The 24,788-nt window shown below is 63.7% G+C and carries 30 protein-coding genes; 18 read left to right on the top strand and 12 right to left on the bottom strand.

Annotation, left to right across the window (positions count from 1 at the left end; genetic code table 11):
* Nucleotides 1–7 precede the first annotated feature (7 nt).
* Entirely contained in the window at nucleotides 8–847 is an 840-nt protein-coding gene (kynA, locus tag RPS27_RS26770) for a tryptophan 2,3-dioxygenase (RefSeq protein WP_194402394.1), read from the top strand.
* 20 nt (nucleotides 848–867) lie between these two features.
* Nucleotides 868–2,070: a kynureninase gene (gene kynU, locus RPS27_RS26765; protein ID WP_212066185.1), complete on the top strand. Its 1,203-nt coding sequence runs from the start codon at nucleotides 868–870 to the stop codon at nucleotides 2,068–2,070.
* An 89-nt stretch (nucleotides 2,071–2,159) separates the two neighbouring features.
* Here kynU and RPS27_RS26760 read toward each other — a convergent pair whose 3' ends face one another.
* Entirely contained in the window at nucleotides 2,160–2,939 is a 780-nt protein-coding gene (locus tag RPS27_RS26760; protein WP_212066634.1) for a cobalamin-binding protein, read from the bottom strand.
* Between the two features lie 119 nt (nucleotides 2,940–3,058).
* Between RPS27_RS26760 and RPS27_RS26755 the strand changes: the two genes are divergently transcribed.
* The gene (locus RPS27_RS26755; RefSeq protein WP_194402392.1) at nucleotides 3,059–3,457 is read left to right on the top strand and encodes a PaaI family thioesterase; all 399 of its coding nucleotides are present in this window, start codon (nucleotides 3,059–3,061) and stop codon (nucleotides 3,455–3,457) included.
* Nucleotides 3,458–3,609: 152 nt separating this feature from the next.
* Nucleotides 3,610–4,215, top strand: coding sequence for a GNAT family N-acetyltransferase (locus tag RPS27_RS26750; protein WP_194402391.1), 606 nt, complete (start codon nucleotides 3,610–3,612; stop codon nucleotides 4,213–4,215).
* 84 nt (nucleotides 4,216–4,299) lie between these two features.
* On the opposite strand, the gene RPS27_RS26745 is transcribed toward RPS27_RS26750, so the two are convergent.
* A complete protein-coding gene (locus RPS27_RS26745; protein WP_063194198.1) occupies nucleotides 4,300–4,599 on the bottom strand; it encodes a hypothetical protein in 300 nt (99 codons plus the stop codon).
* A 77-nt stretch (nucleotides 4,600–4,676) separates the two neighbouring features.
* The gene (locus RPS27_RS26740) at nucleotides 4,677–5,381 is read right to left on the bottom strand and encodes a DUF2161 domain-containing phosphodiesterase (protein ID WP_212066186.1); all 705 of its coding nucleotides are present in this window, start codon (nucleotides 5,379–5,381) and stop codon (nucleotides 4,677–4,679) included.
* Between the two features lie 129 nt (nucleotides 5,382–5,510).
* On the opposite strand from RPS27_RS26740, the gene RPS27_RS26735 reads away from it, so the two are divergent.
* Nucleotides 5,511–5,858, top strand: coding sequence for a GrlR family regulatory protein (locus tag RPS27_RS26735; protein ID WP_212066188.1), 348 nt, complete (start codon nucleotides 5,511–5,513; stop codon nucleotides 5,856–5,858).
* Here the strand turns inward: RPS27_RS26735 and RPS27_RS26730 are convergent, their stop codons facing one another.
* Both RPS27_RS26730 and RPS27_RS26725 read right to left on the bottom strand, forming a co-directional pair.
* Complete coding sequence (locus RPS27_RS26730; RefSeq protein WP_212066190.1) at nucleotides 5,859–6,539, bottom strand: SDR family oxidoreductase; 681 nt, start codon at nucleotides 6,537–6,539, stop codon at nucleotides 5,859–5,861. It lies immediately after the preceding gene.
* Between the two features lie 23 nt (nucleotides 6,540–6,562).
* Nucleotides 6,563–7,306 carry a tyrosine-protein phosphatase gene (locus RPS27_RS26725; protein ID WP_212066635.1) on the bottom strand — a complete coding sequence of 248 codons (744 nt, stop codon included), beginning with the start codon at nucleotides 7,304–7,306 and terminating at the stop codon, nucleotides 6,563–6,565.
* Nucleotides 7,307–7,392: 86 nt separating this feature from the next.
* On the opposite strand from RPS27_RS26725, the gene RPS27_RS26720 reads away from it, so the two are divergent.
* Nucleotides 7,393–7,719 carry an MliC family protein gene (locus RPS27_RS26720; protein ID WP_212066192.1) on the top strand — a complete coding sequence of 109 codons (327 nt, stop codon included), beginning with the start codon at nucleotides 7,393–7,395 and terminating at the stop codon, nucleotides 7,717–7,719.
* 110 nt (nucleotides 7,720–7,829) lie between these two features.
* Here the strand turns inward: RPS27_RS26720 and RPS27_RS26715 are convergent, their stop codons facing one another.
* Nucleotides 7,830–8,033: a DUF2735 domain-containing protein gene (locus RPS27_RS26715; RefSeq protein ID WP_212066194.1), complete on the bottom strand. Its 204-nt coding sequence runs from the start codon at nucleotides 8,031–8,033 to the stop codon at nucleotides 7,830–7,832.
* 540 nt (nucleotides 8,034–8,573) lie between these two features.
* On the opposite strand from RPS27_RS26715, the gene RPS27_RS26710 reads away from it, so the two are divergent.
* From RPS27_RS26710 to RPS27_RS26700, 3 genes are all read left to right on the top strand, one after another.
* Nucleotides 8,574–9,608, top strand: coding sequence for a glutamine synthetase beta-grasp domain-containing protein (locus RPS27_RS26710; RefSeq protein WP_211417298.1), 1,035 nt, complete (start codon nucleotides 8,574–8,576; stop codon nucleotides 9,606–9,608).
* A 198-nt stretch (nucleotides 9,609–9,806) separates the two neighbouring features.
* Nucleotides 9,807–10,508 carry a GrlR family regulatory protein gene (locus RPS27_RS26705; protein WP_211417297.1) on the top strand — a complete coding sequence of 234 codons (702 nt, stop codon included), beginning with the start codon at nucleotides 9,807–9,809 and terminating at the stop codon, nucleotides 10,506–10,508.
* A gap of 18 nt (nucleotides 10,509–10,526) precedes the next feature.
* The gene (locus RPS27_RS26700) at nucleotides 10,527–11,210 is read left to right on the top strand and encodes a substrate-binding domain-containing protein (protein ID WP_212066197.1); all 684 of its coding nucleotides are present in this window, start codon (nucleotides 10,527–10,529) and stop codon (nucleotides 11,208–11,210) included.
* A 39-nt stretch (nucleotides 11,211–11,249) separates the two neighbouring features.
* Here RPS27_RS26700 and RPS27_RS26695 read toward each other — a convergent pair whose 3' ends face one another.
* The gene (locus tag RPS27_RS26695; RefSeq protein WP_212066198.1) at nucleotides 11,250–11,708 is read right to left on the bottom strand and encodes a hypothetical protein; all 459 of its coding nucleotides are present in this window, start codon (nucleotides 11,706–11,708) and stop codon (nucleotides 11,250–11,252) included.
* Between the two features lie 100 nt (nucleotides 11,709–11,808).
* Here RPS27_RS26695 and RPS27_RS26690 point away from each other — a divergent pair, with 100 nt between their 5' ends.
* Nucleotides 11,809–11,958, top strand: coding sequence for a hypothetical protein (locus RPS27_RS26690; protein WP_194402381.1), 150 nt, complete (start codon nucleotides 11,809–11,811; stop codon nucleotides 11,956–11,958).
* Between the two features lie 284 nt (nucleotides 11,959–12,242).
* A complete protein-coding gene (locus tag RPS27_RS26685) occupies nucleotides 12,243–12,947 on the top strand; it encodes a hypothetical protein (RefSeq protein WP_212066200.1) in 705 nt (234 codons plus the stop codon).
* 103 nt (nucleotides 12,948–13,050) lie between these two features.
* Here the strand turns inward: RPS27_RS26685 and RPS27_RS26680 are convergent, their stop codons facing one another.
* Nucleotides 13,051–13,782, bottom strand: coding sequence for a DUF3750 domain-containing protein (locus RPS27_RS26680; RefSeq protein WP_211417293.1), 732 nt, complete (start codon nucleotides 13,780–13,782; stop codon nucleotides 13,051–13,053).
* Nucleotides 13,783–13,930: 148 nt separating this feature from the next.
* On the opposite strand from RPS27_RS26680, the gene RPS27_RS26675 reads away from it, so the two are divergent.
* Nucleotides 13,931–14,185: a hypothetical protein gene (locus RPS27_RS26675; protein ID WP_212066202.1), complete on the top strand. Its 255-nt coding sequence runs from the start codon at nucleotides 13,931–13,933 to the stop codon at nucleotides 14,183–14,185.
* A 564-nt stretch (nucleotides 14,186–14,749) separates the two neighbouring features.
* Here the strand turns inward: RPS27_RS26675 and RPS27_RS26670 are convergent.
* Genes RPS27_RS26670 through RPS27_RS26660 form a run of 3 tightly spaced genes read right to left on the bottom strand, consistent with a single transcriptional unit; the run spans nucleotide 14,750 to nucleotide 17,515 of the window.
* The gene (locus RPS27_RS26670; RefSeq protein ID WP_212066203.1) at nucleotides 14,750–15,643 is read right to left on the bottom strand and encodes an SMP-30/gluconolactonase/LRE family protein; all 894 of its coding nucleotides are present in this window, start codon (nucleotides 15,641–15,643) and stop codon (nucleotides 14,750–14,752) included.
* Nucleotides 15,640–16,806, bottom strand: coding sequence for a Xaa-Pro peptidase family protein (locus RPS27_RS26665; protein WP_212066205.1), 1,167 nt, complete (start codon nucleotides 16,804–16,806; stop codon nucleotides 15,640–15,642). Before RPS27_RS26665 ends, RPS27_RS26670 begins: the two co-directional genes overlap by 4 nt.
* A 49-nt stretch (nucleotides 16,807–16,855) precedes the next feature.
* Nucleotides 16,856–17,515 (bottom strand): GntR family transcriptional regulator, encoded by a 660-nt coding sequence (locus RPS27_RS26660; protein ID WP_211417289.1) that lies wholly within the window; start codon nucleotides 17,513–17,515, stop codon nucleotides 16,856–16,858.
* Between the two features lie 228 nt (nucleotides 17,516–17,743).
* Between RPS27_RS26660 and RPS27_RS26655 the strand changes: the two genes are divergently transcribed.
* The 6 genes from RPS27_RS26655 to RPS27_RS26630 all read left to right on the top strand — a co-directional run bounded on the left by RPS27_RS26655 (nucleotide 17,744) and on the right by RPS27_RS26630 (nucleotide 23,724).
* Nucleotides 17,744–18,763, top strand: coding sequence for a TRAP transporter substrate-binding protein (locus RPS27_RS26655; RefSeq protein ID WP_212066207.1), 1,020 nt, complete (start codon nucleotides 17,744–17,746; stop codon nucleotides 18,761–18,763).
* A gap of 73 nt (nucleotides 18,764–18,836) precedes the next feature.
* The gene (locus RPS27_RS26650; protein WP_194402373.1) at nucleotides 18,837–19,346 is read left to right on the top strand and encodes a TRAP transporter small permease; all 510 of its coding nucleotides are present in this window, start codon (nucleotides 18,837–18,839) and stop codon (nucleotides 19,344–19,346) included.
* Nucleotides 19,347–19,395: 49 nt separating this feature from the next.
* Complete coding sequence (locus tag RPS27_RS26645) at nucleotides 19,396–20,676, top strand: TRAP transporter large permease (RefSeq protein WP_211417287.1); 1,281 nt, start codon at nucleotides 19,396–19,398, stop codon at nucleotides 20,674–20,676.
* A gap of 33 nt (nucleotides 20,677–20,709) precedes the next feature.
* The gene (locus RPS27_RS26640; RefSeq protein WP_194402371.1) at nucleotides 20,710–21,204 is read left to right on the top strand and encodes a type II 3-dehydroquinate dehydratase; all 495 of its coding nucleotides are present in this window, start codon (nucleotides 20,710–20,712) and stop codon (nucleotides 21,202–21,204) included.
* Nucleotides 21,205–21,214: 10 nt separating this feature from the next.
* Nucleotides 21,215–21,871, top strand: coding sequence for a hypothetical protein (locus RPS27_RS26635; RefSeq protein WP_212066209.1), 657 nt, complete (start codon nucleotides 21,215–21,217; stop codon nucleotides 21,869–21,871).
* Nucleotides 21,872–22,101: 230 nt separating this feature from the next.
* Nucleotides 22,102–23,724 (top strand): ABC-F family ATP-binding cassette domain-containing protein, encoded by a 1,623-nt coding sequence (locus tag RPS27_RS26630; RefSeq protein ID WP_194402369.1) that lies wholly within the window; start codon nucleotides 22,102–22,104, stop codon nucleotides 23,722–23,724.
* Here RPS27_RS26630 and RPS27_RS26625 read toward each other — a convergent pair.
* Nucleotides 23,721–24,704: a glycerophosphodiester phosphodiesterase family protein gene (locus tag RPS27_RS26625; RefSeq protein WP_409517571.1), complete on the bottom strand. Its 984-nt coding sequence runs from the start codon at nucleotides 24,702–24,704 to the stop codon at nucleotides 23,721–23,723. The two genes, RPS27_RS26630 and RPS27_RS26625, sit on opposite strands and share 4 nt — an antisense overlap.
* Between the last annotated feature and the right edge of the window lie 84 nt (nucleotides 24,705–24,788).

Raw genomic sequence — 24,788 nt, 5'->3', positions numbered from 1 at the left:
CCTGCCCATGACCTCCAGCGATTACGATCCCACGAGGGAAGGCGCCGAGACCGATTTCGCGCGGCGCATGTCCTATGCCGACTATCTGTCGCTGGACGCGATCCTGGGCGCGCAGCATCCGTTGTCGGAAGCGCATGACGAGATGCTGTTCATCATCCAGCATCAGACCACGGAACTGTGGATGCGCCTCGCCATCCACGAGCTCAGTGCCGCGCGCCGCGCCATCGCCAGGGACGAAGTGTCGCCCGCCATGAAGATGCTGGCGCGGATGTCGCGCATCTTCGAGCAGCTGAATAACGCCTGGGATGTCTTGCGCACGATGACGCCGAGCGAGTACACGCGCTTCCGTTCGCAGCTCGGACAGTCCTCGGGCTTTCAGTCGCGCCAGTACCGGCTGATCGAATTCCTGCTCGGCAACCGCAACCACGCCATGCTCAAGCCGCACGCGCACGATGTGGAAACGACAAAACTGCTTGAGGCCGAACTGGCGACGCCCAGCCTCTATGATGAGGTGCTCAGGCTTGCCGACCGCCATGGGCTGAAGATGCCGGCGGCCGTGCTCGCGCGCGATGTTCGCGAGACCCACAGTTTCAACGAAGGCGTGCTGCAGGCCTGGCGCGTCGTCTACGAGGCGCCGGAGACGCATTGGATGCTCTACGAGCTCGCCGAGAAGCTGGTCGACTTCGAGGATTATTTCCGGCGCTGGCGCTTCAACCACGTGACCACGGTCGAGCGCGTCATCGGCTTCAAGCGCGGTACCGGCGGCACCGGTGGGGTCAGTTATCTCAAGCGCATGCTGGAGGTGGAGCTGTTCCCCGAGCTCTGGCGCGTCCGCACCATCCTGTAGAAATGTCCAAAGAAGTGTCTATGACCAGATATCGCGTCTACGTCGACACCAAGGCCCTGTTTCATCTGCCGGACGGCGTGATCTATCTCGACGGCAATTCGCTCGGCGCGCTGCCGCTGGGCGTTGCCGAGCGGGTCAACCGCGTCATCACGACGGAGTGGGGCAATGAGCTGATCCGTGCCTGGAACACCGCGGGCTGGTATGCCCAGCCGCGCCATGTCGGCGACCGCATCGCCCGGCTGATTGGCGCGGAAGCAGGCTCGGTGATGGTCGGCGACACGCTGTCGCTCAAGGTCTACCAGGCGCTTGCCGCTGCGCTCGACATGAACGCGTCGCGCAAGATCGTCTTGTCTGATACCGGCAACTTCCCGACCGACCTCTACATGGCCGAGGGCCTCATCGAGACGCTCGGGCGCGGCCATCGATTGCGCCTGGTGGCACCGGAGGAGATCGAGGCGTCGTTGTCAGAGGAGGTCGCGGTCCTCTACATCACCGAGGTCGACTATCGCACCGGCCGCCGCCACGACATGGCGGATCTGACCGCGAAAGCCCATGCGCTCGGCATTGTCACGGTCTGGGATCTCGCCCATTCCGCCGGTGCGCTGCCGGTCGATCTTGCCGGGAGCGGCGCGGATTTTGCGGCGGGGTGCACCTACAAATATCTCAACGCCGGCCCCGGCGCGCCGGCCTTCCTCTACGTCGCGCCGCGCCACGCCGATATGGCGCGGGCTGCGTTGTCGGGATGGATGGGCCACGTCAAGCCGTTTGCGTTCGAGCTGGCCTATGCGGCTGCCGGCGGCGTCGAGCGCATGCGCGTCGGCACCCCACCGGTGCTGGCGATGGCGGCTCTGGAGGCTTCGCTCGACATCTGGGACCGCGTCGATATCGCGGAGGTCCGTGCGCGATCGCTGGCGCTCGGCGATCTCCTGATTGCGGAGGTCGCGCGCCGCTGTCCGTCCTTGAAGCTCGTCACCCCGCGCAGCCATGAGCGCCGCGGCTCGCAGGTGTCGTTTGCCTTCGAGGGCGGCTACGCCGCCATGCAGGCGTTGATCGCCCGCGGCGTCATCGGCGATTTTCGCGCGCCTGACATCATGCGGTTCGGGATCACGCCGCTGTATATCGGTGAGAGCGAGATCGTGCGGGCGGCGGAGATCATCGAGGAGGTGGTCGCAGGCGAGGTGTGGCGGCGGCCGGAGTATCAGGTCGTGAATGCCGTGACGTGAGGAAGTCCGCGCCCGGACGCAGCGCAGCGACGCTGAAGCGTTGCAGCGCGTCCGGGACAGGAGAGTGTCGGCGGCCCCTCTATCCGCGTTCATCCCCACAACGCCGTCACGATCGCGTCGAGCCCGTCCGTCAGCGCTGCCGGTCCCGGCTGCAGGATGATTGGTGACTTGATCTCGACGATACGATCCTCGCGCACGGCCGGGATATCGCTCCAACCATCACGCTGTTTTATACGAGCGGGGACGACCTTCTTGCCGCACCAGGAGGCCAGGATCACGTCCGGTGCGGCCTCGCGCACCGCCTCCGCCAGGACGATGCGATCCTTCGCTGCCTGCCGGTGCCGCAGGTCCGGAAACACATCCTCGCCGCCGGCGATCTCGATCAGCTCGGACACCCAGCCGATGCCGGAGATCAGCGGATCGTTCCACTCTTCGAAGTAGACCCTCGGCCGGGGCGAGGGGCGGGGCGTTGCGGCGATCGCTGCCAGGCGCCGTTCCAGACCTTGTGCGAGGGCCTGCGCGCGCTCCATCGCGCCAACCAGCGCACCGAGCGTGCGGATCATCGCGAGGATGCCGGCGATGTCGCGCTGGTTGAAGACATGGACGTCGACGCCGGCGCGGACGAGGTCGGCGGCGATGCCGGCCTGGAGATCGGAGAAAGCCAGCACGAGGTCCGGTTCCAGCGCTAGGACCTTCGGGATGTCCGCGGAGACGAAGGCCGACACCCGCGGTTTCTCGCGCCGCACCTGCGGCGGGCGGACAGCGTAGCCGGAGACGCCGACGATGCGGTCCTGCTCGCCGAGCAGATAGAGCGTCTCGACCGTTTCCTCAGTCAGGCAAACGATGCGGCGGGGCGGGAAGTGGCGCATGGCGGGACCATATGCGCTCATGCGGCTGACAATGTCACGGTGACGATGACCTTCGACGTCATTGCCTTGCCGCACAAAGCAATTCACGCTGAGGCAGCAAGGAATTGGGAGGAGATCTGATGACGCCGCTCGAAAAACTTAAAGCAATGAAGATGCCGTTCGCCGAGCTCAAGGGCGTCGAGTTCATCGAGGCGGGCAAGGACCGCGTGGTGGCGCGGATGACGGTCCGGCCCGATCTCTGCACGCTGCACCACACCATCCATGGCGGGGCAGTGATGGCGCTGGCCGATTCCGTGGGCGCGGCGGCGACCGTGATCAACTTGCCGGAGGACGCCAAGGGCACGACCACGCTGGAGAGCAAGACCAATTTCATCGGCGGGGCCAGGGAGGGAACAACGGTCATTGCCACCGCGACGCCGGTCCATCGTGGCAGGCGGACCCAGGTCTGGACCACCCGGCTGGAAACCGAGGACGGCAAGCTGGTGGCCGTGGTGACCCAGACCCAGCTTGTCCTGTAGGACTACGGAGCTTTGATTTTATCAACGAATTGGTCGTTCCCCATGCCTCTAAGTTGGGCAGGTCCTCGTCTTGCAAAAGATGCTGCGATGCACAATATAGGGGGCCTAGGGATTCGAACGCCTCCTCGAGGGACACCAAGAGGAGTTTTGACGTGGTACTTGAAGAGACCGTCCGCACGGCCCCGGGCTATGTGCGGACCTTGATCCAGCAGGAAGAACTACCGCTCCTGCGTGATCACCTGCTGAGGCTCGATGCCGCAAGCCGGCACGACCGTTTCAACGGTTTTCTCGACGACAGCTTCATCGAGCGTTACGCCGCCCGCTGCGCCGAGGACGGCACCGTGATCGTGGCCTATATCGTCGACGGCGTTGTCCGCGGTGCGGCCGAGCTGCATCCGCCGGAAGATGAGGCTCTGCCTGAAGTCGCCTTCAGCGTGGAAGCCTCTGCGCGGCGCCAGGGTGTCGGCACCGTTCTGTTCCGCCGCTTGATCGCGGAGGCGCGCTGGAAGGGCTACAAGCGTCTGCGCATCACGACGGGCGCCGAGAATCACGCGATGCGGGCGCTCGCCAGGAAGTTCGGAGCGCATCTGGCCTTCCGCCATGGCGAATCGACCGGCACGATCGATCTTGCCAAGACACCAGAAGCCGAGCTCGCCGATCTCGCGGCGTCGCCGTTCACGGCTGGGCGCGCGCTTCTCAGCCTCAATTCGACCTGCTGGAAGATCATCTCCAGCATGTACGACAATCGCGCGGCCTGATCTTAAATCGCAGGCTGAATCAAAAAGCGGACCGGCATCGCCGGTCCGCTTTCGTATTTGGGTCCTGGTCCTGGAACGAATGCTTCAGGTGCCGGTGCGCGTACCGAAGCGGCGGACGACGCGGCGTTCAACCACGACGGAGCGCTGCGCACCCTGTTCGCCGGCGATCACGCGCGTCGCAGTGATGCGGCTGTTGGTGCGCGCCTGCTTCTTCACCTCGGCCTGCACGACATCGAGCGGCATCCCCATCAAGGCTGCGGCGATCTCGGCCTGCTGCTCATGATCGTCGGTGATGCCGATGGCGGCGAAGATCGCCTCGTCCAGGGTCGGCGGATCATGGCGGACGCGCCGCGTGCCATATTTGGTATTCCAGTCTGCGCTCATAACGGCCTCGTTTTGATGCCGGGATACCTAGTGCCACCAATGTTGCATTGCAATATGAAATTGGTGTGGCATCTCAGCTATGCACCGGTCGGGTGTCGCAGCAGTGACGCACCACCGGTATCGACCTCAATCCGCTGCTGGGGCCAGCGTTTCAGGGCGGCGTGCCCGGCCTCGGTAAGCCCGTAGATTCCCCGGTCGGCCCGTTCGAACCAGCCGTACACATTGTTAAGCAAAATCTTGCCAGCATCAGGACAGCGTTCGCGCAGGTCGCGCACGCGCCGCGGCCCGTCGGCGAGCGCCGAGGCGCAGGCCAGCGCCTGCTGCCGGTAGGCCGTCATGATCGGCGCGCGGGTGCTGCCGCCGAGCACGGGATCGCCCTGGCGGCGCTGATGCTCGGTGACGAGGCGCGATCGCAACTTCGGCTCGCGGCGCGGCGCCGCCGTCGGCGGCTTCACCAGCACCTCGACCTGTCCGCCGTCGGTGACGCCGAGCATGCCGAAGCCGAGGCGACGGCAGAGGTTGCGATAGCGCGCATCGCTCTCGCGTCCCTTGCCCCGGATCGACATCTTCGCCGCAATCCAGATCTCGTCACCGGCCGGCGCGCGGTCGACCGCTTGCAGGATCAGCTCGAGATTGAAGGCGAGCTTGAGCTCGCCGATCACAACGATCGGCGGATCGCCGGCGCTGAGGCCGACGAGATCGCAGCCGCCGATCTCGCCCTTCACGGTGAAGCCGAGCTCTTCGAGGAAGCGTTTGACGGGCAGGTAGAGCGCGGTTTCCACGGGACGTCCAATCGGAGAATCAGTTGCGGAAGTCTAGCCCGGATCGGACCTCGGCCTCGGCGCGATTTGATCCGGAACAGTTGGTGCGATTATCCTGCGACCGGAACCAACCGGGGCGCCTTCACGAAGATGACGATCAGGAACGGGCTCTATCACATCCGCATCGAGATGCTGGACGCCGTGCAGGGCGGCAATCAGGGCGTGATGGTGCTGCGCGATGGCACGATGCGCGGCGGTGATTCATTCTTCTTCGCTTACGGCACTTACTCCGCGACCAACGGCAAGTGGAAGGGCGAACTGACCAACGAGGAGCACTCGCCTTCGTTCGACGAGCGCCCCGTGTGGGGCCGCAAGGTGGTGACCATCGGCTTCAGCGGCACCTATACCGACGAGACCGCCTATGGCGAGGGAATCGCGCTCGCCGGCAAGCAGAGCATCCGTTTCAAGGGCAGTCTGCGGCTGCTGGTTCCAGATTGATCACACCCGCCCGCCCACGGGGATCAGCGCGCCCGTGACGCCGCTCGCGGCGTCGCTGGCGAGGAACAGGATGATTTCGGCGAGTTCCTGCGGCGTCACCCATTTGGAAAAGTCCGCCTTCGGCATGTCGGCGCGGTTGGCGGCGGTGTCGATGATCGACGGCAGCACCGCGTTCACCGTGACCTTGCCTTTCCACTCCTGGGCGAGCGCCTCGGTGAGCCGATGCACCCCCGCTTTCGATGCCGCATAGGGTCCCATGCCGGAGCCTGCCTGCAGCGCGCCCATGGCGCCGATATTGACGATGCGGCCGGCCTTGGACGCGGCCAGGTGCGGCAGCGCCACGCGCGAGGCGTTGAGCGCGGTAAGCACGTTCAGCGCATGCATGCGCTGCCAGGTCTTGATGTCGCCGTCGCCGACGGTTTCGAAAGCGAAGCCGCCGGCGATGTTGATCAGTGCGTCGAGCCGGCCGAAATGCTTGGCCGCCGCCTCGACCGCGGTCTTTGCCTGCGCCGCGTCGGTCAAGTCGACGCCGCCGATCTCGATGCGGTCGGGCGTCGCGGGCACTTGTGAGGGTGCATGATCGATACCGGCCACGCGCGCGCCGCGCGCCTGCGCGATCTCTACAACCACCTTGCCGAGCGCGCCGCGCGCGCCTGTCACGACCAGAACCTTGTCTTGCATCATCGCTCTCCGGGCGTTGTGACTTACGCTTGCAGATAGCGCGCCTGCAGTGCAGTCCGCTCTGCTGTGCCGAGCTTGAGCCCATCGCGCAAGTAGGTTTCGAGATCACCGTATTCCTCGCCGACCGCTTCGAACGCTGCGGCAAGATAGGAGGTCTCGACGCTGCCGATGGCGTTGCGGACGTCATCGGGCAGGTCGGTGGCAGCCGTCGCGTCGCGCTTGTAGTGCTGGTTGGTCAAGAGGTAATCCTCGGCGATGATGTCATCGGGCACGCCGAGCGCATGCAGGATCAGCGCGCTGGCAAAGCCGGTGCGGTCCTTGCCGGCGGTGCAGTGGATCACCAGCGGCGCGCGGTCTTCGAGCAGATGTCCGAACAGCTCACGAAAGCTGTGCGTGTGGTGGCGGACATAGTTGCGATAGGACTCCCGCATCAGCTCGAGCGCGACCGCTCCTGTCAGGGTGCCCCTGGCGAGTTCGGCCCGCAGCGCGGCGACCACGCTAGGCTCGATCGGCAGCGAATGAACCGTGATCTCGTTCACGACGCAGACGCCGGCCGCGCGCTCCTCCAGCCCGCGGAAGTCGAATGCGCTTCGCACGCCCAGCGCGCGGACGACCTCGACATCGGCAGCGGTGAGCTGACCGAGATGGTTGGAGCGGAAGATGTGCCGCCAGCGCGTGGTGCGGCCATCGGCGGTCGGATAACCGCCGAGGTCACGAAAATTACTGGCGCCTTGCAGGGCGAGGTGGCGGGCAGGGGAGTCTCTCAGAGAAGAGTCTTGCATGGGATCGGCTTCGGTTATGGTTCCATTGGACGCACGAGGGGGCGTCCTTGGGGTCTATACAGGGGGTGATCATGAGCCGGCACAAGACCATTCTTTTGGGAATCACCATGATGTCGGTCGGAGTTGGCAGCGTGCCGCAGGCTGATGCGCAGACATTCCGGACCTATCGATGCGCCGATGGTACGCAGTTCATCGTTGGGTTTTATGACCTCGACAAGCGGGCCTTTCTCCAGATCGACGGCGAGCCGATCACGCTGGCCAGGCGGCTGTCAGTCTCGGGTGCGCGCTATTCGGGAGCTGGCGTCACGCTGAAGATTCCCAAGAGCGGGCCCACCACGGTGAAGCACCTGAGGCGGCCCGTCACGACCTGCGCGGTGGCCGAACAGCCTGGCATCTAGCCGCAGGCGCAGCCGGAATCAAAAAGGGCCGAAACATTGCTGTTTCGACCCTTTTTCAACTGCCGCCAAGCGCTTGCGCGAGCGCGGCGGTTTCAAACCAACCACAGGCATCAGCGATCCCATTTCGGCTTGGCGTCATCGACCGCGTCCTGGTGATACCAGCTGTCGCTGCAGATCGAGACGTTCGCGGGTAGCGTGGCGGGATCGGCAGGAAGGCGGGTTTCGCCATAGCGGCGTCCGGCGAGAGCTGCGCGGCCCCCGACCGGGAATTGGTAGATCGTTGCCGATCCGTGACTCAGACCATTGTTCATCATTGCGATTCTCCTGGGTCGAAGCGCATTGGCCTCCATGGTGCGCCCGACTCGTTCGATTGTGGTTACCGGAATCCTCATATCGGCCCCGCCCCCCGAATTGGAAAGTGCTGAAAAGGAAATCAGTTGCCGCCTAATTTGTGGGCAGCGGAAGGTCTGCATCCCCTAAGGCACCCTGTCGGTGACCAACGCCCAGGCCATTCCAAAGGTTGCTCGGCAGGGGCAGGCGACTTTGCAAAAATTGCTGGCGGGTGATGCGCGTTTCATCGTCAGCTTCCGTCACCGCGCCGCCTGCTTGAGAAACGAGCGATTTCCTCGGGGTTTTTGCGCTGCAGCTACACGCAAAGGTGCGCGGCTATGACGCATATCGCCGGGGTCCGTCTGCTCGCGGCGAGGCGAGCTCGGCGGCCGTGGAAAACCTTCTGCACTGCGGCCTTTTGGCACGCAAAATGCTTGTAAAGGGCCGGCCGATGATGGCCGGGTACAAAACGTTCAGGGGCCCCCGGGCCCCCAAACCTTTCGCATCATCTACAGAGAGGCTCAATGACCAAGTATAAGCTCGAGTACATCTGGCTCGACGGATATACGCCGACTCCGAATTTGCGCGGCAAAACTCAGATCAAGGAATTCGCGTCGTTCCCGACGCTCGAGCAGCTTCCGCTCTGGGGCTTCGATGGCTCCTCCACCCAGCAGGCCGAAGGCCACAGCTCCGATTGCGTGCTGAAGCCCGTCGCCGTCTTCCCGGACGCGGCGCGCACCAACGGCGTGCTGGTGATGTGCGAAGTCATGATGCCTGACGGCAAGACCCCGCACGCCTCCAACAAGCGCGCCACCATTCTCGATGACGCCGGCGCCTGGTTCGGCTTCGAGCAGGAGTACTTCTTCTACAAGGACGGCCGTCCGCTCGGCTTCCCGTCGTCCGGCTATCCGGCGCCGCAGGGTCCGTACTACACCGGCGTCGGCTACTCCAACGTCGGCGACGTCGCCCGCAAGATCGTCGAAGAGCATCTCGACCTCTGCCTCGCGGCCGGCATCAACCATGAAGGCATCAACGCGGAAGTCGCCAAGGGCCAGTGGGAATTCCAGATCTTCGGCAAGGGCTCCAAGAAGGCCGCTGACGAAATGTGGATGGCCCGCTACCTGATGCTGCGCCTCACCGAGAAGTACGGCATCGACATCGAGTTCCATTGCAAGCCGCTCGGCGACACTGACTGGAACGGCTCGGGCATGCACGCCAACTTCTCCACCGAGTACATGCGTACGGTCGGCGGCAAGGAGTATTTCGAAGCGCTGATGGCCGCCTTCGACAAGAACCTGATGGACCACATCGCCGTCTACGGCCCGGACAACGACAAGCGTCTGACCGGCAAGCACGAGACCGCGCCGTGGAACAAGTTCAGCTACGGCGTTGCCGACCGCGGCGCCTCGATCCGCGTTCCGCACTCCTTCGTCAATAACGGCTACAAGGGCTATCTGGAAGACCGCCGTCCGAACTCGCAGGGCGACCCATACCAGATCGCTTCGCAGATCCTGAAGACGATCGCGTCCGTGCCGACCGACAAGAAGGCCGCGGCCTAAGATCCTCCCGGCCCGGGCTGGGGGGCTGGCCCGGGTTGGTGCTCAATCCGCCGGAGCTGCAAGGCTCCGGCGGATTTTTGCATTTGGATGACAGTTGCTCGGGCGCTCCCGCAATCTCGGAGGCGCGAGACTTGTCCATCGCCCCGGAAAACGGGATAGAGTGCGCCAGGATGCGCGCGAGGGCCGGGGACACGGCTGGTGTTTGAGGGCTTCTACAAGGTGAAGTTTCAGCTCGGCGACGCGGTCGGCCGCAGCGTGATGCATGCCGGCAATGGCAAGATGCTCGGCGGCAATTCGGCCTTTGCCCATATCGGCACCTATGAGAAGACCGACAGCGGCGTCGACGTCGTGATCAGCACCGTCCGCCACAACCCCGATCCGAACTACCGCGCCATGGCGGGCACCGATGATGCCACCTTGCTCGCCAAGGGCTGGGCCGACGGCGATCTCTATCGCTTCAAGGGCGAGCTGAAGGAGCTGCCGGGCGTTCCCTTCCAGTCGGTGATGACGCCGATCACGGACGACGAGGTGCCGATCGCCGGTGGCGTCGGCGAAGCCGGCATCGCCGACGGTCTCTACTCCATCCATCTGCGGATGCTCGACGGTCTCGACGGCGGCCTCACCGGCGTGATGCTGCTCAACCAGGGCCGCATCCTCGGCGGCGATGCGGCGTTCTACTATCTCGGCAGCTACGCCGCCGCGAACGGCCGCTGGAAGGGCCAGATCCTCAACCAGGAGCATACGCCGGCCAAGGACGATCCGATCTTCGGCGGCCACGAGGTCGGCATCGGTTTCTCCGGCCGCTACGACGCGCAGGAGGCGGTGCTGGAGGCGACCGCGCTCGCCGGCAAGCGCAGCCTGCGCCTGACCGCCGCGCTCAAGCTGATGCACCGCGCCTGATCGCACTGGGAAGCGCACATGGAAAAGCTCCGCATGCTTTCGACGCTCGGCCTGATGGGCGCGATGCGCAGCCTGTCCTCCGCCTTCGCGGCTGAAACGGGCATCCATGTCGATGCCGACTTCGCGCCCACCCTCGCCCTGCTGAAGCGCTTGCGCGACGGCGAGGCTGCCGATCTCGTGATCCTCACGCGCGAGGGGCTGGACGAGGTGATCGCGGAGGGCCGCGTGCTCGCAGGCGGCGCTGCCGATCTGGCCCGCTCCTATGTCGGCATCGCCGTGCGGGCAGGGCAGGCGCATCCCGACATCGCAAGCGAAGCGGCACTGCGCAAGACGCTGCTCGCAGCACGGTCCGTTGCCTATTCGCGGCTGGGGGCGAGCGGCGTCTACTTCGCCCAGTTGATCGTACGGATGGGGATCGCGGCCGAGATCAACACCAGGGCCACCATCGTCGAGCAGGGCTTTACCGCCGAGCGCCTCGTCAGCGGTGAGGCTGATCTCGCCGTGCAGCAGATCAGCGAACTGAAGCAGGTCGAAGGCATCGAGGTGGTCGGCCCGATCCCGCACGATTTGCAGACGCCGGCGGTGTTCTCGGCCGGCCGTGTCGCGAACGCGAGACATGCCGACGCCGCTGGCCGCCTGCTGCGCTATCTGGCTTCGCCGGAGGTCGTGCCCATCCTGCGCCAATCGGGGCTCGAGCCCTAGAGTTGCCGGGGCGTGGACGCAGCGCAGACCTCGCGCGGCTCACTTCATGTAATAAGCGAGATTGTTGCGGGCGTCGCGATAGGTCGTCTCGAGGAAGCCGGGATATTCGGCGGCGGCCTGCGCGACGGCACGGACGACGCAAGCCCAGAAATCGCCGTCCCATTTGAAATGCGCTTCCGCCGCGCCCTCGAATTTGACAGCGGTGATGATCGCCTGCCGGATCGCATCGTCGTCGGCGTGCGGGTGGGCGCGCTTGACGTACCCGAACATCGGCCCCTCATGGGCATGATCGCGATCGTAGCGATATCGCTCGGCCATCTGCTGCGGCGTGAAGGTGCGATAGATGCGAACCTCTTCGGCGGTCGGGCGCCCTTCGATCGAATCCAACCGGTAGCGCCAGCGCCAGAGTTCGAACGCGGCATCGAGCAGCGGCTGCTTCGCCGCGCTGGCGACGAATTCGGCGATCTGCTCTTCGGCGGATGGCTCTGTCTGGTTCATGCCACTTGGTCGCAGGCTCGTGCCGGCGGGTTCGAGGAGGCTCGATCAGGAACCAGCTCCGGCACCGGCCGTTGAATCGGAGGAAGCGGGAGGCCCGATCATGATCCGCAAACTGGCATCCGGCGAATATCGCCTCTATTCACGCAAGGTCGATCCGAAGACCGGCAAGCGCCGCAACCTCGGCACCTTCAGGAGCCGGGCGGCGGCCGAGAAGCACGAGCGCGAGGTGCAGTATTTCAAGCGTCATTGACGCGTGAACAAGGCCGTTCGGCACCGGCCAGGCAAAAGTCGAAAAACAACCCCATGCACAGTAGCCAAGTGGTTGAAATCGCTCGGTCGCTGAGATCACTTGTCGGGCGACGTCGCGTCCTGAGGTTTCGGCAAAAAGTGTCTTGTCCCGCCGGGCAAAACAGCACCGATGCATCGCGGCCGCGGCTATCCGCAACGCCCCTGCGCGGAAAAACCGGATGGCCGAGATGCGGCAGCAATGCTAGGTAGCCCGCGATCCTTTTCCGATTTTGCGGGTTCATTGCGTTGCTGGACGGGCTCTACAAAGTAGAATACGGCGTCAACGATGCGTTCGGGCGCAGCATCATGTGCCTGCATGACGGCAAGATGCTGGGCGGCAATTCGGGCTTCGCGCATCTTGGCACCTATTCAGAGCGTGACGGCGAGATCGTCGCCGAGGTGATCACCGAGCGGCACAATCTCGATCCCAACTACAGGCCGCTGATGGGCGCCGACGTCGCCTCGATCGGCGCGCGCGGCCGGCTGGTCGGCAACGAGATCCGTCTTCAGGGTGGCGCGAACACGATGCCGGGCGCGCATTTCTGGGCCAATCTCACCCGGCTCGACGACGGGGCCTTGCCGCCGCGCGGCACGATCGGGCAGGGCGGCATCGCCAACGGGCTCTACGGCATGAGCCTGCGCGCGCTCGACGGCGTCGATGCCGGCCTCTCCGGCGTGATGCTGCTGATCGACGGCCGCATCCTCGGCGGCGATGCGTTCTTCTACTATCTCGGCTCCTATTCCTCCGCCGACGGCCGCTGGAAGGGCGAGATGCTGAACCAGGAGCACACGCCGGCGAAGGGCGAGAACCCCGTCTTTGGCGGGTTTGAAGTCGGGATCGGTTTTTCCGGAACGTGCACGGCCGACAGCGGCGAGCTCGAAGGCATCGCGCTCGCTGGCAAGCGCAGCCTGCGCCTTGCCGCCTCGCTCAAGCTGATGCGGAAGGCTTAGGAACGCATTCACAAATCTCGGATGTCCGCTTTCCGGGATGAAGCGAACCTCACGCGAGGTCTTGCGCGAACGAGCCAATCGCTCCGCAGTCAGGCTCCCGCTTTCACACGCCGGTGGACATGCCAACGCGGCCGAGGCCTGGCAATTTGAGCGCGGGGCGTCGGATGTCGAAACCGAGCACGGCACCGAAGAAGTTGACCTCCAGGCCTTCGACCCAGCCGATCGAAACCCCGATATATCCGGCCAGCGACGCATAGAGGCCCGTGCCGGACGCCGTCATGCCGACCCATCTGCCGGTGTACGGGAAGTCCTTGCCGATTGCGGTCGGAGGCAGGACGGCTCGAAGCTCGGGGACGGAGTCGAGGGCAGCCTGCACGAAGGTGTTGGAATTGGGGCCCGGCCAGACGCTGTAATCGCCATAGGATCGAAACTTGTAGTTTTCAATCACATCCCGGATTTTGGGGATCAACGCCTCCGCGCGCGCTCCGTCGACCGCCACGATGATTTCCGGCGCAGCGCCGAACCATCGCCCGTCCGGAGCAAAGCCGTTGGTGCGGATCGGCTCGCCCCAGGCCGTGTAGTCGTACCTCGTGTAGGTCGTCGCATTGTTCTCTTTGACGACGATCCAGGTGTGAACCGCGAAGATGCTGCGCCACCTGACCGTTCTCGCTCCGAACACTCGTACGACGGCTTCGGGATGGTCGGCGGCGGCGGGCAGAAGACCAGCGCTCGACCGATCAGCGGTTTGCCAATTCTCGCGGCCATCGCCCAGCCAGAAATATCTCGCCGCTGAGACGGCCAGCGGTGCGAAGACGAGGAACAGAAAGATCAGCAAGGGCTTCTTCAAGGGAGTGGGTACGGCGGGGCGTGTGACAAACATATAGTTCGCATGAGTGCTTCTGCCAGAGCTGCTCCCATCGGCGGAGCCGAAGGCACTTGGATCAGTCATTGTTCCGCAACCTCTACAGGATTGGAGTTCACGCATGGACATCAAGGAAGCTGAGGCGATGACAGAAGCCTCCGGATTGACGGACGATCAGGGCGGCATGGCGCGAGCCGCCAAGGAGCGGTCGAGTTCCGCCGCGCCTAAAGCGGCTTCCAGTGCGCAGCACAATTCGCCTTCTTTTGATTCCGCGGCGCGATGGGCTGACCAGTTGCGCGAGATGGCGGTGAAGGCGCCGTTACGGTCGTTGCTCGTGGCCTTTCTCGCCGGAGCCTGGATCGCTCGCCGCCGATAGGAGCTGCGAGCTTGCGCGTTTACGACAGTGCAGCGATCTGAGAGCTTACTGGTGAATGGAGGGGACAGAGATGAGGTGTCTAGCGATCGCGGCGACTATCCTGCTGAGCACCATTTCGGTCTCGATGGCGCAAAGCTCGGGGGGCGCCTCAGGCGGGTCTTCATCCGCTGGCGGCGCGGGCGCAGCTGGCCCGGGCGGCACGGGTGGTTCGACGCTCTCGAACGGGACCACGCTCAGCGGAACCGGCGGTTCCCCAGGACCCAACACGTCCAATGCGAAAAAGCAGGGCACGACAGGTGAGAGACAGGGCGCCGCGACGTCTGGGCAGGACGGCGGGGGATCTCGACCGACCTACAACACGCCAGCCGCAAATAGTGCTGTCCAGCAGCTTGGAAATACGGATACGGGCATCCTCAGGAAGTGACGATCATCATGCAGCGCGCTGCCGGCTTGATGCGGCGGGCGTGAGCTGCTGGTAATTCTTTACGTCTGCTCGCCCCATCAAGAGGCGACTTTGAAGTGATGGTGGGATGTCGGCCTTGGCCGTGAGCCGACGTGCAGTCTTTAGGGGGAGCTGCGCACGAAACGATGTTCAAGGAGGCCTTCCGCGACGCCATGGATCGCAAGAAGTTGGCCGGCTTGAGGCTCATCTCGCAACTGCCGCGGATTCAGGAATTTCCGGGCCGTCGTGACGTATAGCGTCTTGAGATCGCTGCCGCCAAAGCACAAGCACGTGGGATTGGTCACGGGCAAGGTCACGACGGTATCGATCTGCCCGTCCGGCCGATAGCGCACCAGGCGGCCACCCGAGAAAAAGGCCGTCCAGAGCCCTCCTGCGACATCAACGCACGCGCCGTCAGGTCGCTCCTTCGTCGCCATATAGTCGGCAAACAGGCGCCGATTGCGGATGGTGCCATCGTCGAGATCGAAATCGAACTGCCAAGTGCGGTACCGCCGTGTGTCCGTGAAATAGAGCGTGCGGTTGTCCGGCGAGAATGCGATCCCATTGGTCACGATGACATCGCCGAACATGCGTGTCACCTCACCGCCTCCGGTCACCCGGTAGAGCGAGCCCTGCGGACGATGCAATTCGTTATCCATGGTGCCGATCCACAGGCGCCCGCGCGCATCCACGCGGCCGTCGTTGAGACGATTGTCCAGACCACTTTCGACTTCAATGACCCGTCCCGCGATATCGCCCAAGCGGTGGAGGCTCAAATCCTGCGCGAGCAAATGCGAGCCGTCTGCTGTCATGGCTTGACTGCCAAGGAACCGACAATCGTAGGAGGTTACTTGGTGCGCGCCCGTCGCTGGATCGAAGGATTGATGCAGCCTGCCGTCGATATCGATCCACCACAGCTTGCGGGTCCGATCGCACCACAATGGCGTCTCGCCGAGAATATCAGCAGCAGCGACCGCGGTCTCGACCTTGGTGGGGGAGATCAGATTGATGCTCATGACGGAATTGGATTCCAACCGCGTCCGCTGTCACCAAAGGCCTGATATCCGCTCGCCGTGACGGCAATTGTATCCTCGAGCTTGATGAAACCGCGCGCGTGGGGCAGCGTCGTTTCGATTGAGACGACCATGCCGGCCTCGAGCGGCGCATCGGCGTCGTCGGCGGGATAAGGGATTGGCCCGCTCGCTGTCAGGCGCGGCGCTTCGTGGTTGACGATGCCGGTGCCATGAGCGACGAAGTGCATCTTGCTGCCGTGAGGAGATCTCGCGAGCGCTTCATTCGCGGCGCTGAAGATCTCGCGTCCGGTCAGACCCGCCCGTATCGGGACGCGGGCTGCCTGCTGGATCGCCTCGATTTCCCCGAGCAGATCGACGAGTTCGCCGTCGGGCGCGCCGTGCACGGCCATCCGGCAGAGATCGCCGATATAGCCACGGTAGTTTCCGCCCGAATCCAGCGAAACGATCTCCCCGGGTGCGAGACGTTGCTCGGAGGGCGCCCGGTTGAGGCTCGTTCCGACGGTCACCAGGGCATATTCGAAGATCATGTCGCGCGACAATTCGGCCCGGCGCAGATGATCGATGATCTCGCGCTTGCTCTGGCCGACGCGGGTACGGCTGACTGCGTCCATCATCGAGGCGACCACGCGCTCGGACGCCTCCCGGAGGATGTCCAGCTCGGCCGCACTCTTGATCGACCGCAGCTTCTCGAGCGGGCGCATGGCCTCGACGATCCGGGCGTCAGGAAGCTCTCGGCGTAGCACGGCTGCCGCGTCAGCCGGCAAGAACGACATCTCGATGCCGAGACGGAACGAGGTCGCGACGGCCTTCACATGCTCGAGCGCAAGCGTCATCGCCTCGACCGTAGTTGACGAGCCAAAAACGACCGGCGGCATCCAGCATCCCGCGTCGATCCTGTTCTGGACGCTATCCCGCTCGTTCCGGCCGGCGACATATGCCGCCTTGTCCGGCGCGCCTTTCACATAGACCAGGATCGGCAGGTAGCGGCTGATCCCGATCGCTTCCATGTAGTCGAATTGGAAGTGATAGTACCCACCGAGAAGGTACTGGATGTTGTGTTTCGAGGTGACGATCAGGACGTCGATGCCGGAAGCATCGAGCAAGCCGTCAAGCCTGTCCGTGGAGAAAGGGATATGGGCGTGCATTGATCATTCTTGTGCGCCGACGACTTGATCTTGCGGCAGGCGAGGGCGGTCAGGCGTCCTTCCAGGAGGACACCGCATGCGCCACGCAGCCGTTGATATGGTCGCTGAGGACAGCCCTGGCGTTCTTGATGTCGCGCTTCAGCGCGCACTCCAAGAGCGCTTTGTGCTGGTTGATCGTCTCCGCCCCCCGATAGCGCAGCGCGTAGCGGAAGTATTTGTCGAACACGATCGAATGGGTGTGCATGAGCTCGCGGGATCCGCAGCTCGAGATCAATGCCTGGTGGAATTCGCCGTCGTACCGCTTGCGTAGCTCCGGGTCGTCGCCCTCCTTGAGGATGGCGCGTTCTGTAGCCGCCAGCTTGTGATGAGCCGAAACCACGCGGCCCTCCCACTCGACGTCGCCAGTCCGGAACGACTCGGCCATGGCATGGTGCTCCAGAAGGATCCGCAGATCGGCGAGTTCGCGCAGGTTCTGGATCGAAACAGGGGCCACCTCGAATCCACGCTGGCCTTCAGCGACCACAAAACCTTCTGACGTGAGCCGATTGAGGATCTCTCGCAGGGTCGAGATGCTGAAGCCGTAATCCTCTTTCATCGCGTCGAGCCTGAGGCGTCCGGATGGCGTGAGGACTCCGAAAATAATGTCGGAGCGAATGCGCTGATAGCCGCTGTCGCCCGCCGACATGGGCCGTTCCTCGAGTGTGGTCATGGGCTTTGGTCCCGCTTGTCCGGATCATCGGCCGCCCAGGGATCGGCCGAACCATCAACGTTGCCAGCAATATAGCAGATGGATAAAATCTGATGAATGGAAAAATATCATAGGTTATTCATTTTGCCGTTTGACACGGAAATATATGTATGATGAGTAAATAAGCTGAGGGTACGGAAAATAGTGGCTTAAGCCGTGGTTCGTGCCCCCGTGAACAGGGAGGACACGATGAGCTTGTTGGCACGAGCACTGTCTACGGCTGCGATCTGCGTGGCGCTGACAGTCGGCGCATCCGCCGCCGACGACATCCAGGAGCGGACGATCAGGTGGGGCCACCTGAACAACACCGATCATCCCGTCAGCTTCGGCGTGCAGAAGTTCGGCGAGATCCTGGCGGCCAAGAGCGGAGGCAAGATGAAGGTCCGCGAGTTCGCGGCCTCGCAACTGGGCAACGAACTGCAGCAGCAATCGGCGCTGCGCGGCGGCACGCAGGAGATGTTATCGGCCTCGACGACCTCGCTCGCGACCGTCGTCCCGGAATTCGGTCTGATCGACTTCCCGTTCCTGTTCAACACGATCGAACAGGCCGACGCGCTCGCGACCGGCAAGTTCGGCAATGCGATGCTCGATACGCTGCCGGCGAAGGGACTTGTCGGTCTCGGCTATTGGGGCCTGGGCTTCCGCAACGTCACCAACAGCACCCGACCGATCACCAAGGTCGAGGACTTTGCCGGTCTCAAGCTCCGCGTCATCCCGAATCCGGTCTATCTCGAAAGCTTCAGCGCCTTCAAGGCCAACCCGGTCCCGATGGCGTTCGGCGAGCTCTATTCGGCGCTGGAGACCCGCACCGTCGACGGACAGGAGAATCCCTATACGGTCATTCTCTCCAACAAATTCTACGAAGTGCAGAAATACGTTTCCGCCACCAACCACACCTTCACCCTCAACATCATCCTGGTGAGCAAGGCGTTCTGGGACAAGCTGTCGCCGACCGAGCAGCGCCTGATGCGCGAGGCCTACGTAGAAAGTCGCGGTTATCAGAAGGAACAGACGCGTCTTCAGACCGAAAAGGCTCTAGCCGAATTGCAGGCCAAGGGCATGCAGTACAACGCGATCGCCCCCGAGGAGACCGAACGCATGCGCAAGACGGTGCAGCCGGTGGTGGAGAAGATTTCCGCCAATCTTCGCTCCGAAACGGTGAAGCTGTTCAACGACGAGGTCGAGCGCATCCGCAAGGACGTGAAGTAACCGACCTCTCAACCACGCGGGTGGCTGAGCCGGCCTTGGGCCGGCTCATCCCTCACTTGTCCGGACGTCACGCATGGCGCGAGCTCTCGACCTCTATTGCACGTTTCTCAAGGCCGTCATTGCCGCGTGCCTCGCAGTCATGGTGGTGCTTGTGTTCGGCAACGTCGTGCTGCGTTACGGTTTCAACTCCGGCATCACGATTTCCGAGGAGCTGTCACGCTGGCTCCTGGTCTGGCTGACCTTCCTCGGCGCCATCGTCGCGATGCGCGAACACGCCCATCTCGGGGTCGATACTCTGGTCCGGATGCTGCCGGCTTCCGGCAAACGCATCTGCTTCGTCCTCAACTACTGCCTGATGCTGTTTGCCGACTGGCTGTTGCTGTCGGGAAGCTGGCGCCAGACCGTCATCAACCTGGAAGACCGCGCGCCGGCCACCGGTCTTTCAATGGCGATCTTCTACGCCGTCGGTGTGATCTTCGGCGTGTCGACCGCAGTCATCCTTCTCTACGATCTGTATCGGGTGGTCAGCGGGCAGGCGAGCGAGGAGGAGATGGTGGCCGTCAGGGAATCGGAGGAGCAGTGATGTCCTCTGCTGTCGCCGCGCCGCTCCCTCGCGTCACCCGGATAACGCCATGACAATCGCGGTCTTCACGTTCTCGCTGCTTGGCGCGATGGCGCTTGGAATGCCGATCGCCTTCGCGCTTCTCATCTGCGGCGTCGCCCTGATGAGCACGATCGACATGTTCGATTCCCAGATCGTGGCGCAGAATGTCATCAACGGCGCCGACAGCTTTCCGCTGATGGCCATTCCCTTCTTCATGCTCGCCGGCGAGATCATGAACAAGGGAGGCCTGGCCAAGCGTATCGTCAATGTCGCGCTCGTCGCGGTCGGGCATTTCCGCGGCGGCCTGGGCTATGTCACGATTCTGGCTGCATGCATCCTGTCATCGCTGTCGGGATCCGCGGCTGCCGATGCAGCCGCGCTTGCGGCATTGCTGGTGCCGATGATGGTGGCGGCGGGTCACAAGAAGACCTATGCGGCTGGCCTGGTGGCCGCCGGCGGGGTCATCGGCCCGGTGATCCCGCCCAGCATCGGTTTCGTGATCTTCGGCGTCGCAGCCAATGTGTCGATCTCGAAGCTGTTTCTTGCCGGCATCGTTCCCGGCCTGCTGCTGGGGTTAGGCCTCTGCGTTGCCTGGTACTGGGTGGTGCACAAGGAAGATCTGAAACCGCCGCCGCGCGCTACGCTGCGCACCGTTTTATTTGCAGTGATCGACGGCTTCTGGGCGCTGATGCTGCCAGGGATCATCATCGTGGGCCTGCGCTTTGGCATCTTCACGCCGACCGAGGCCGGCGTCGTCGTCGCCGTCTATTCGCTGTTCGTGGCGACTTGCGTTTACCGCGAGTTGAAATGGTCCGAAGTCTATGCCGTTCTGGTCTCGTCCGCGGTGACGACCAGCGTTGTCATGTTTCTCGTCGCCGCGGCGCTGGTCTCGTCCTGGCTGATCACGGTGTCCGAGATCTCCGGCCAGGTCGTCGATCTCCTGAAACCGTTCATGGGAAACAATACGATCCTGATGCTCGCGATCATGGTCGTTGTCGTGATCGTTGGAACGGCGCTCGACATGACGCCGACAATCCTGATCCTGACGCCGATCCTGATGCCGATCGTCAAGGCGGCACATATCGATCCGGTCTATTTCGGCGTGCTGTTCATCATCAATAATTCCATCGGCCTGATCACGCCCCCGGTCGGCATCGTGCTGAACGTCGTCTGCGGCGTCTCCAGGATCAGCATGGAGGACATCGTCAAGGGCGTTTGGCCCTTCATGATCGCGCAGCTGATCGTTCTTTTCGCGATGGTACTCTTCCCGGGACTGGTGACGATTCCGGCTAAATGGTTCGGCGGTTAGTCGCCGCGTCGGCAAAGGATACGAGGAGCGAAAATGGCCGCCAAAATCATGATCCTCAACGGACCCAACCTCAACTTTCTCGGCATCAGAGAGCCGCACATCTACGGCCGGACGACGCTGAAGGAGATCGAGGACAGCTGCCAGATGCTGGCCGCCCAACTCGGCGTCTCCATCTCTTTCCATCAGTCCAACATGGAGGGCGAGCTCGTGAACCTGATCCAGTCAGCCCATGGCAAGGCGGACGCGATCATCATCAACCCGGCGGCCTATTCGTTCACGTCGATCGCTCTGATCGATGCGCTCAAGATCTTCGAAGGCGTGAAGATCGAGCTGCACATATCGAATATCCACGCGCGAGATGAGCTTCATCGCCACTCCATCACCTCCAGCGCTTGCACGGCGGTCATTTGCGGCTTGGGTCCGCACGGCTATCTCGTCGCGATCCTCGCGGCTGTTCAGCGGCTCGGACAATTGCCCGAAACGATTCCGTCGGCGCTGCGCGGGCTTGCAGCTGCCGGCAAGGCTTGAGGAGAGTGGAATGCGCGGAGCAGGTTTTCTTGCGATTTGGAGCGACGTCGAGGCGCAGTATCTGACTGATTACCGGCACTGGCTGACCCGCGAGCATACAACCGAGCGCGTCACGACCAGAGGCTTTCTGGCGTCACGGGTCTTCCGCGCAGCACGCGACGATATCAACCGCTTCTTCATCCTGTATGAGCTTGAGGCACCCGAGGTCCTCGATGGGGAGGCCTATCTCGCGCGCCTCAACGCCCCGACGCCGTGGTCTCAGCGCATCATGCCAAAGCTCGGTAACTTCATGCGAGGCGGGGGCACCATGGTGGCGCGGGCCGGGCGCGGGGAGGGGGCCACGATCGCGGCTCTGCGGATCGAGAAGCTGCCCGCGAGCCCGCAAGAACTGGCCGAAGCGCTCGTCGCATGCGACGGGGTCGCCGCCGTACAGATCGGTGCAACCGACGAGGCCCGGACATCGGTGCCGACGACTGAAAAGGGCATGCGCAAGACTGAGGGTTTCTTCTCAGGCCTGCTGTTGATCGAGGCGCTCGACTTGACCTCGTTGCAAATCGCCCTGCAGCGGGCCCGCACGACGATCCCAGATGTCCTCGGCGGGGCGAGCGAGCCGGAAGTCTATCAAACCGTGTTTACGCTCGATGTCCGCATCGCCGATTTCGGCTGACAGCCATCCTCTCTCTGCGCCGCGCGTGCTCGACCGAGTGGACGCTATGCCCTAGGAGGCGCTTCGGGCGCGGCGCGAGCAGCGAGCCGCAGCCAACGGATCAGACCGGAGGGAGCCAATTGCAGGGGGCCGGCATGTCTGGCGGTGAGAAATCCGTACCCCGCCGGGCTTCCCCTCAGCGCCGGCATGGCCTATGACGCTGCAACGCAAAAATCCCCCAAAAAGACCCCATGATCCGCCTCGACAACGTCAGCAAGCAAGCCGGCCACCAGATCCTGTTCATCGAAGCCTCGGCCGCCCTCAACAAGGGCGAGAAGATCGGCCTCGTCGGCCCGAACGGCGCTGGAAAAACCACCCTGTTCCGGATGATCGCCGGTGAGGAACTGCCCGACGAGGGGCAGGTCTCCACCGATCGCGGCATCACCATCGGCTATTTCAGCCAGGATGTCGGCGAGATGTCCGGGCGCAGCGCCGTGGCCGAGGTGATGAATGGCGCCGGTCCCGTCAGCGAGGTCGCGGCCGAGCTGCGCGAGCTCGAGGCCGCGATGGCCGATCCCGACAAGGCCGATCAGATGGACGAGATCATCGCGCGCTATGGCGAGGTGCAGCACGCGTTCGAGGAGCTCGACGGCTACGCGCTCGACGGCCGCGCGCGCGAGGCGCTGTCGGGCCTCGGCTTCAGCCAGGAGATGATGGACGGCGACGTCGGCAAGCTCTCGGGCGGCTGGAAGATGCGCGTGGCGCTGGCGCGCATCCTGCTGATGCGTCCCGACGTCATGCTGCTCGACGAGCCGAGCAACCATCTCGATCTCGAAAGCCTGATCTGGCTGGAAAAATTCCTGCATGATTTCGAAGGCACGCTGCTGATGACCTCGCACGACCGCGAGTTCATCAACCGCGTGATCTCGAAAGTGATCGAGATCGATTCCGGCTCGCTGACGACCTATACCGGCGACTACGAGTTCTATGAGCAGCAGCGCGCGCAGAACGAGAAGCAGCAGCAGGCGCAGTTCGAGCGCCAGCAGGCCATGCTCGCCAAGGAGATCAAGTTCATCGAGCGCTTCAAGGCGCGCGCCTCGCACGCCGCGCAGGTGCAGAGCCGGGTGAAGAAGCTCGACAAGATCGAGCGGGTCGAGCCCCCGCGGCGCCGCCAGAGCATCGCGTTCGATTTTCCGCCGGCCCCGCGCTCGGGCGAAGACGTCGTCGCCCTGAAGAACGTTCACAAGGGCTATGGCAGCAAGCGGATCTACGACGGACTCGATTTCATGATCCGCCGCAGGGAGCGCTGGTGCGTGATGGGCGTCAACGGCGCCGGCAAGTCGACGCTGCTCAAGCTCATTGCCGGCGCGAGCGAGCCGGACGAGGGAACGGTATCGGTCGGCGGCAGCGTCAAGATGGGCTATTTCGCCCAGCATGCGATGGACCTGCTCGACGGCGAGCGCACCGTGTTCCAGTCGCTGGAAGACCAGTTTCCGACCGCGGGGCAGGGCTCATTGCGCGCGCTCGCCGGCTGCTTCGGCTTCTCCGGCGACGACGTCGAGAAGCGCTGCCGCGTGCTCTCGGGCGGGGAGAAGGCGCGCCTCGTGATGGCCAAGATGCTGTTCGATCCGCCGAACTTCCTGGTGCTGGACGAGCCGACCAACCATCTCGACCTCGCCACCAAGGAAATGCTGATCAATGCGCTGTCGGATTTCGAGGGCACCATGCTGTTCGTCTCGCATGACCGCCACTTCCTGGCGACGCTGTCGAACCGCGTGCTGGAGCTGACGCCGGAGGGCATCCACCAGTTCGGCGGCGGCTACACGGAATACGTCGCGCGCACCGGGCAGGAGGCGCCGGGGTTGCGGAGCTAGTCTTTGCTCTTGCCGGCGATCCTGGCGATGGTCTCGATCTCGTTGGTCCAGATGCCGCCGGAATAGCCTTGCGGGAGCCGGGCGAACAATTCGGGCGTATCGATGCCGGTGGAGAATTCGCCGCCGCTGTAGGGGCCGAGCACGAAGACCCCGCTATTGGCATCGGTCATTCGATTGAGGAAGCGATCGGGCCAGCCCCATAGCCAGGGTGCGACATTGATGGGCACTAGCACCAGCGCGCTTCGGCAGGCGGCCGGCACCAGGCCGGTCCAGCCATAGCCGAAATAACGAAGCACGCAGCTCCGTATGGTCGCGCGCGAAATGGTGCGAACATCAGGAGCCAGGCGACGGATCGTGTCGATCGGCTCGTCACCGCCATAGACCATGATGGTCCGCCGTCGCTCTGCGGGCAGTGCGTTCAGCGCCGCGGCGAGTTTCTCGCCTTCGCCAGAGTCGCGGCTCTTCACATTGATGAGGAGCCTCTTGTCGGGGAAGGCAGCAAACACCTCGGACAGCGTCGGCATCATTCCGATCGCCTTGCCGCGAAACGGAAAGGTCTTGCCGCCGTCGGCGGTGTAGCCGTAGCCGATGTCGAGCATTTTCAGCTTCGCCATGCTCTGCTCGCGCGTGACGCCCTGGCCGTCGGTGCGGCATTCGAGCGTCCAGTCGTGGAATACGGCGAACTCGCCGTCGGTGGTCGGATGCACGTCGAGCTCGACCACGTCGGCACCGGCCTCGAAGCTGGCGCTCATCGAACGTAGCGTATTCTCCAGATAATCGTGCGTCGGCGGCAGCATCCGCGTGGCGGTGCAGGTGTCATTCTTCACATCGCGCTCATCGAAGCGTTGCGCCATGCCGCGATGGGCGAGCAGTAGGGGCTTGCCGCCCCGATGCTGCGCGAGCAGATTGGTGTTGTTGATGTAGATGCCAGCCGCGACGGCCATCACGATGGCCGCGGTCACCTTCAATGTCCTGCCCACCACGCCTTCCTCATTCCGCGATCAACATCTCCGGTGTTTGAGGTCGATTTGCGGCGCCGCGCATGGAGGCCCCAGCGCCCGGCG

The organism is Bradyrhizobium sp. WYCCWR 12699 (assembly GCF_032144035.1).
Classification (GTDB): domain Bacteria; phylum Pseudomonadota; class Alphaproteobacteria; order Rhizobiales; family Xanthobacteraceae; genus Bradyrhizobium.
The sequence above is the reverse complement of the archived record's forward strand: the minus strand, read 5'-3'. Positions and strand labels throughout refer to the sequence as shown.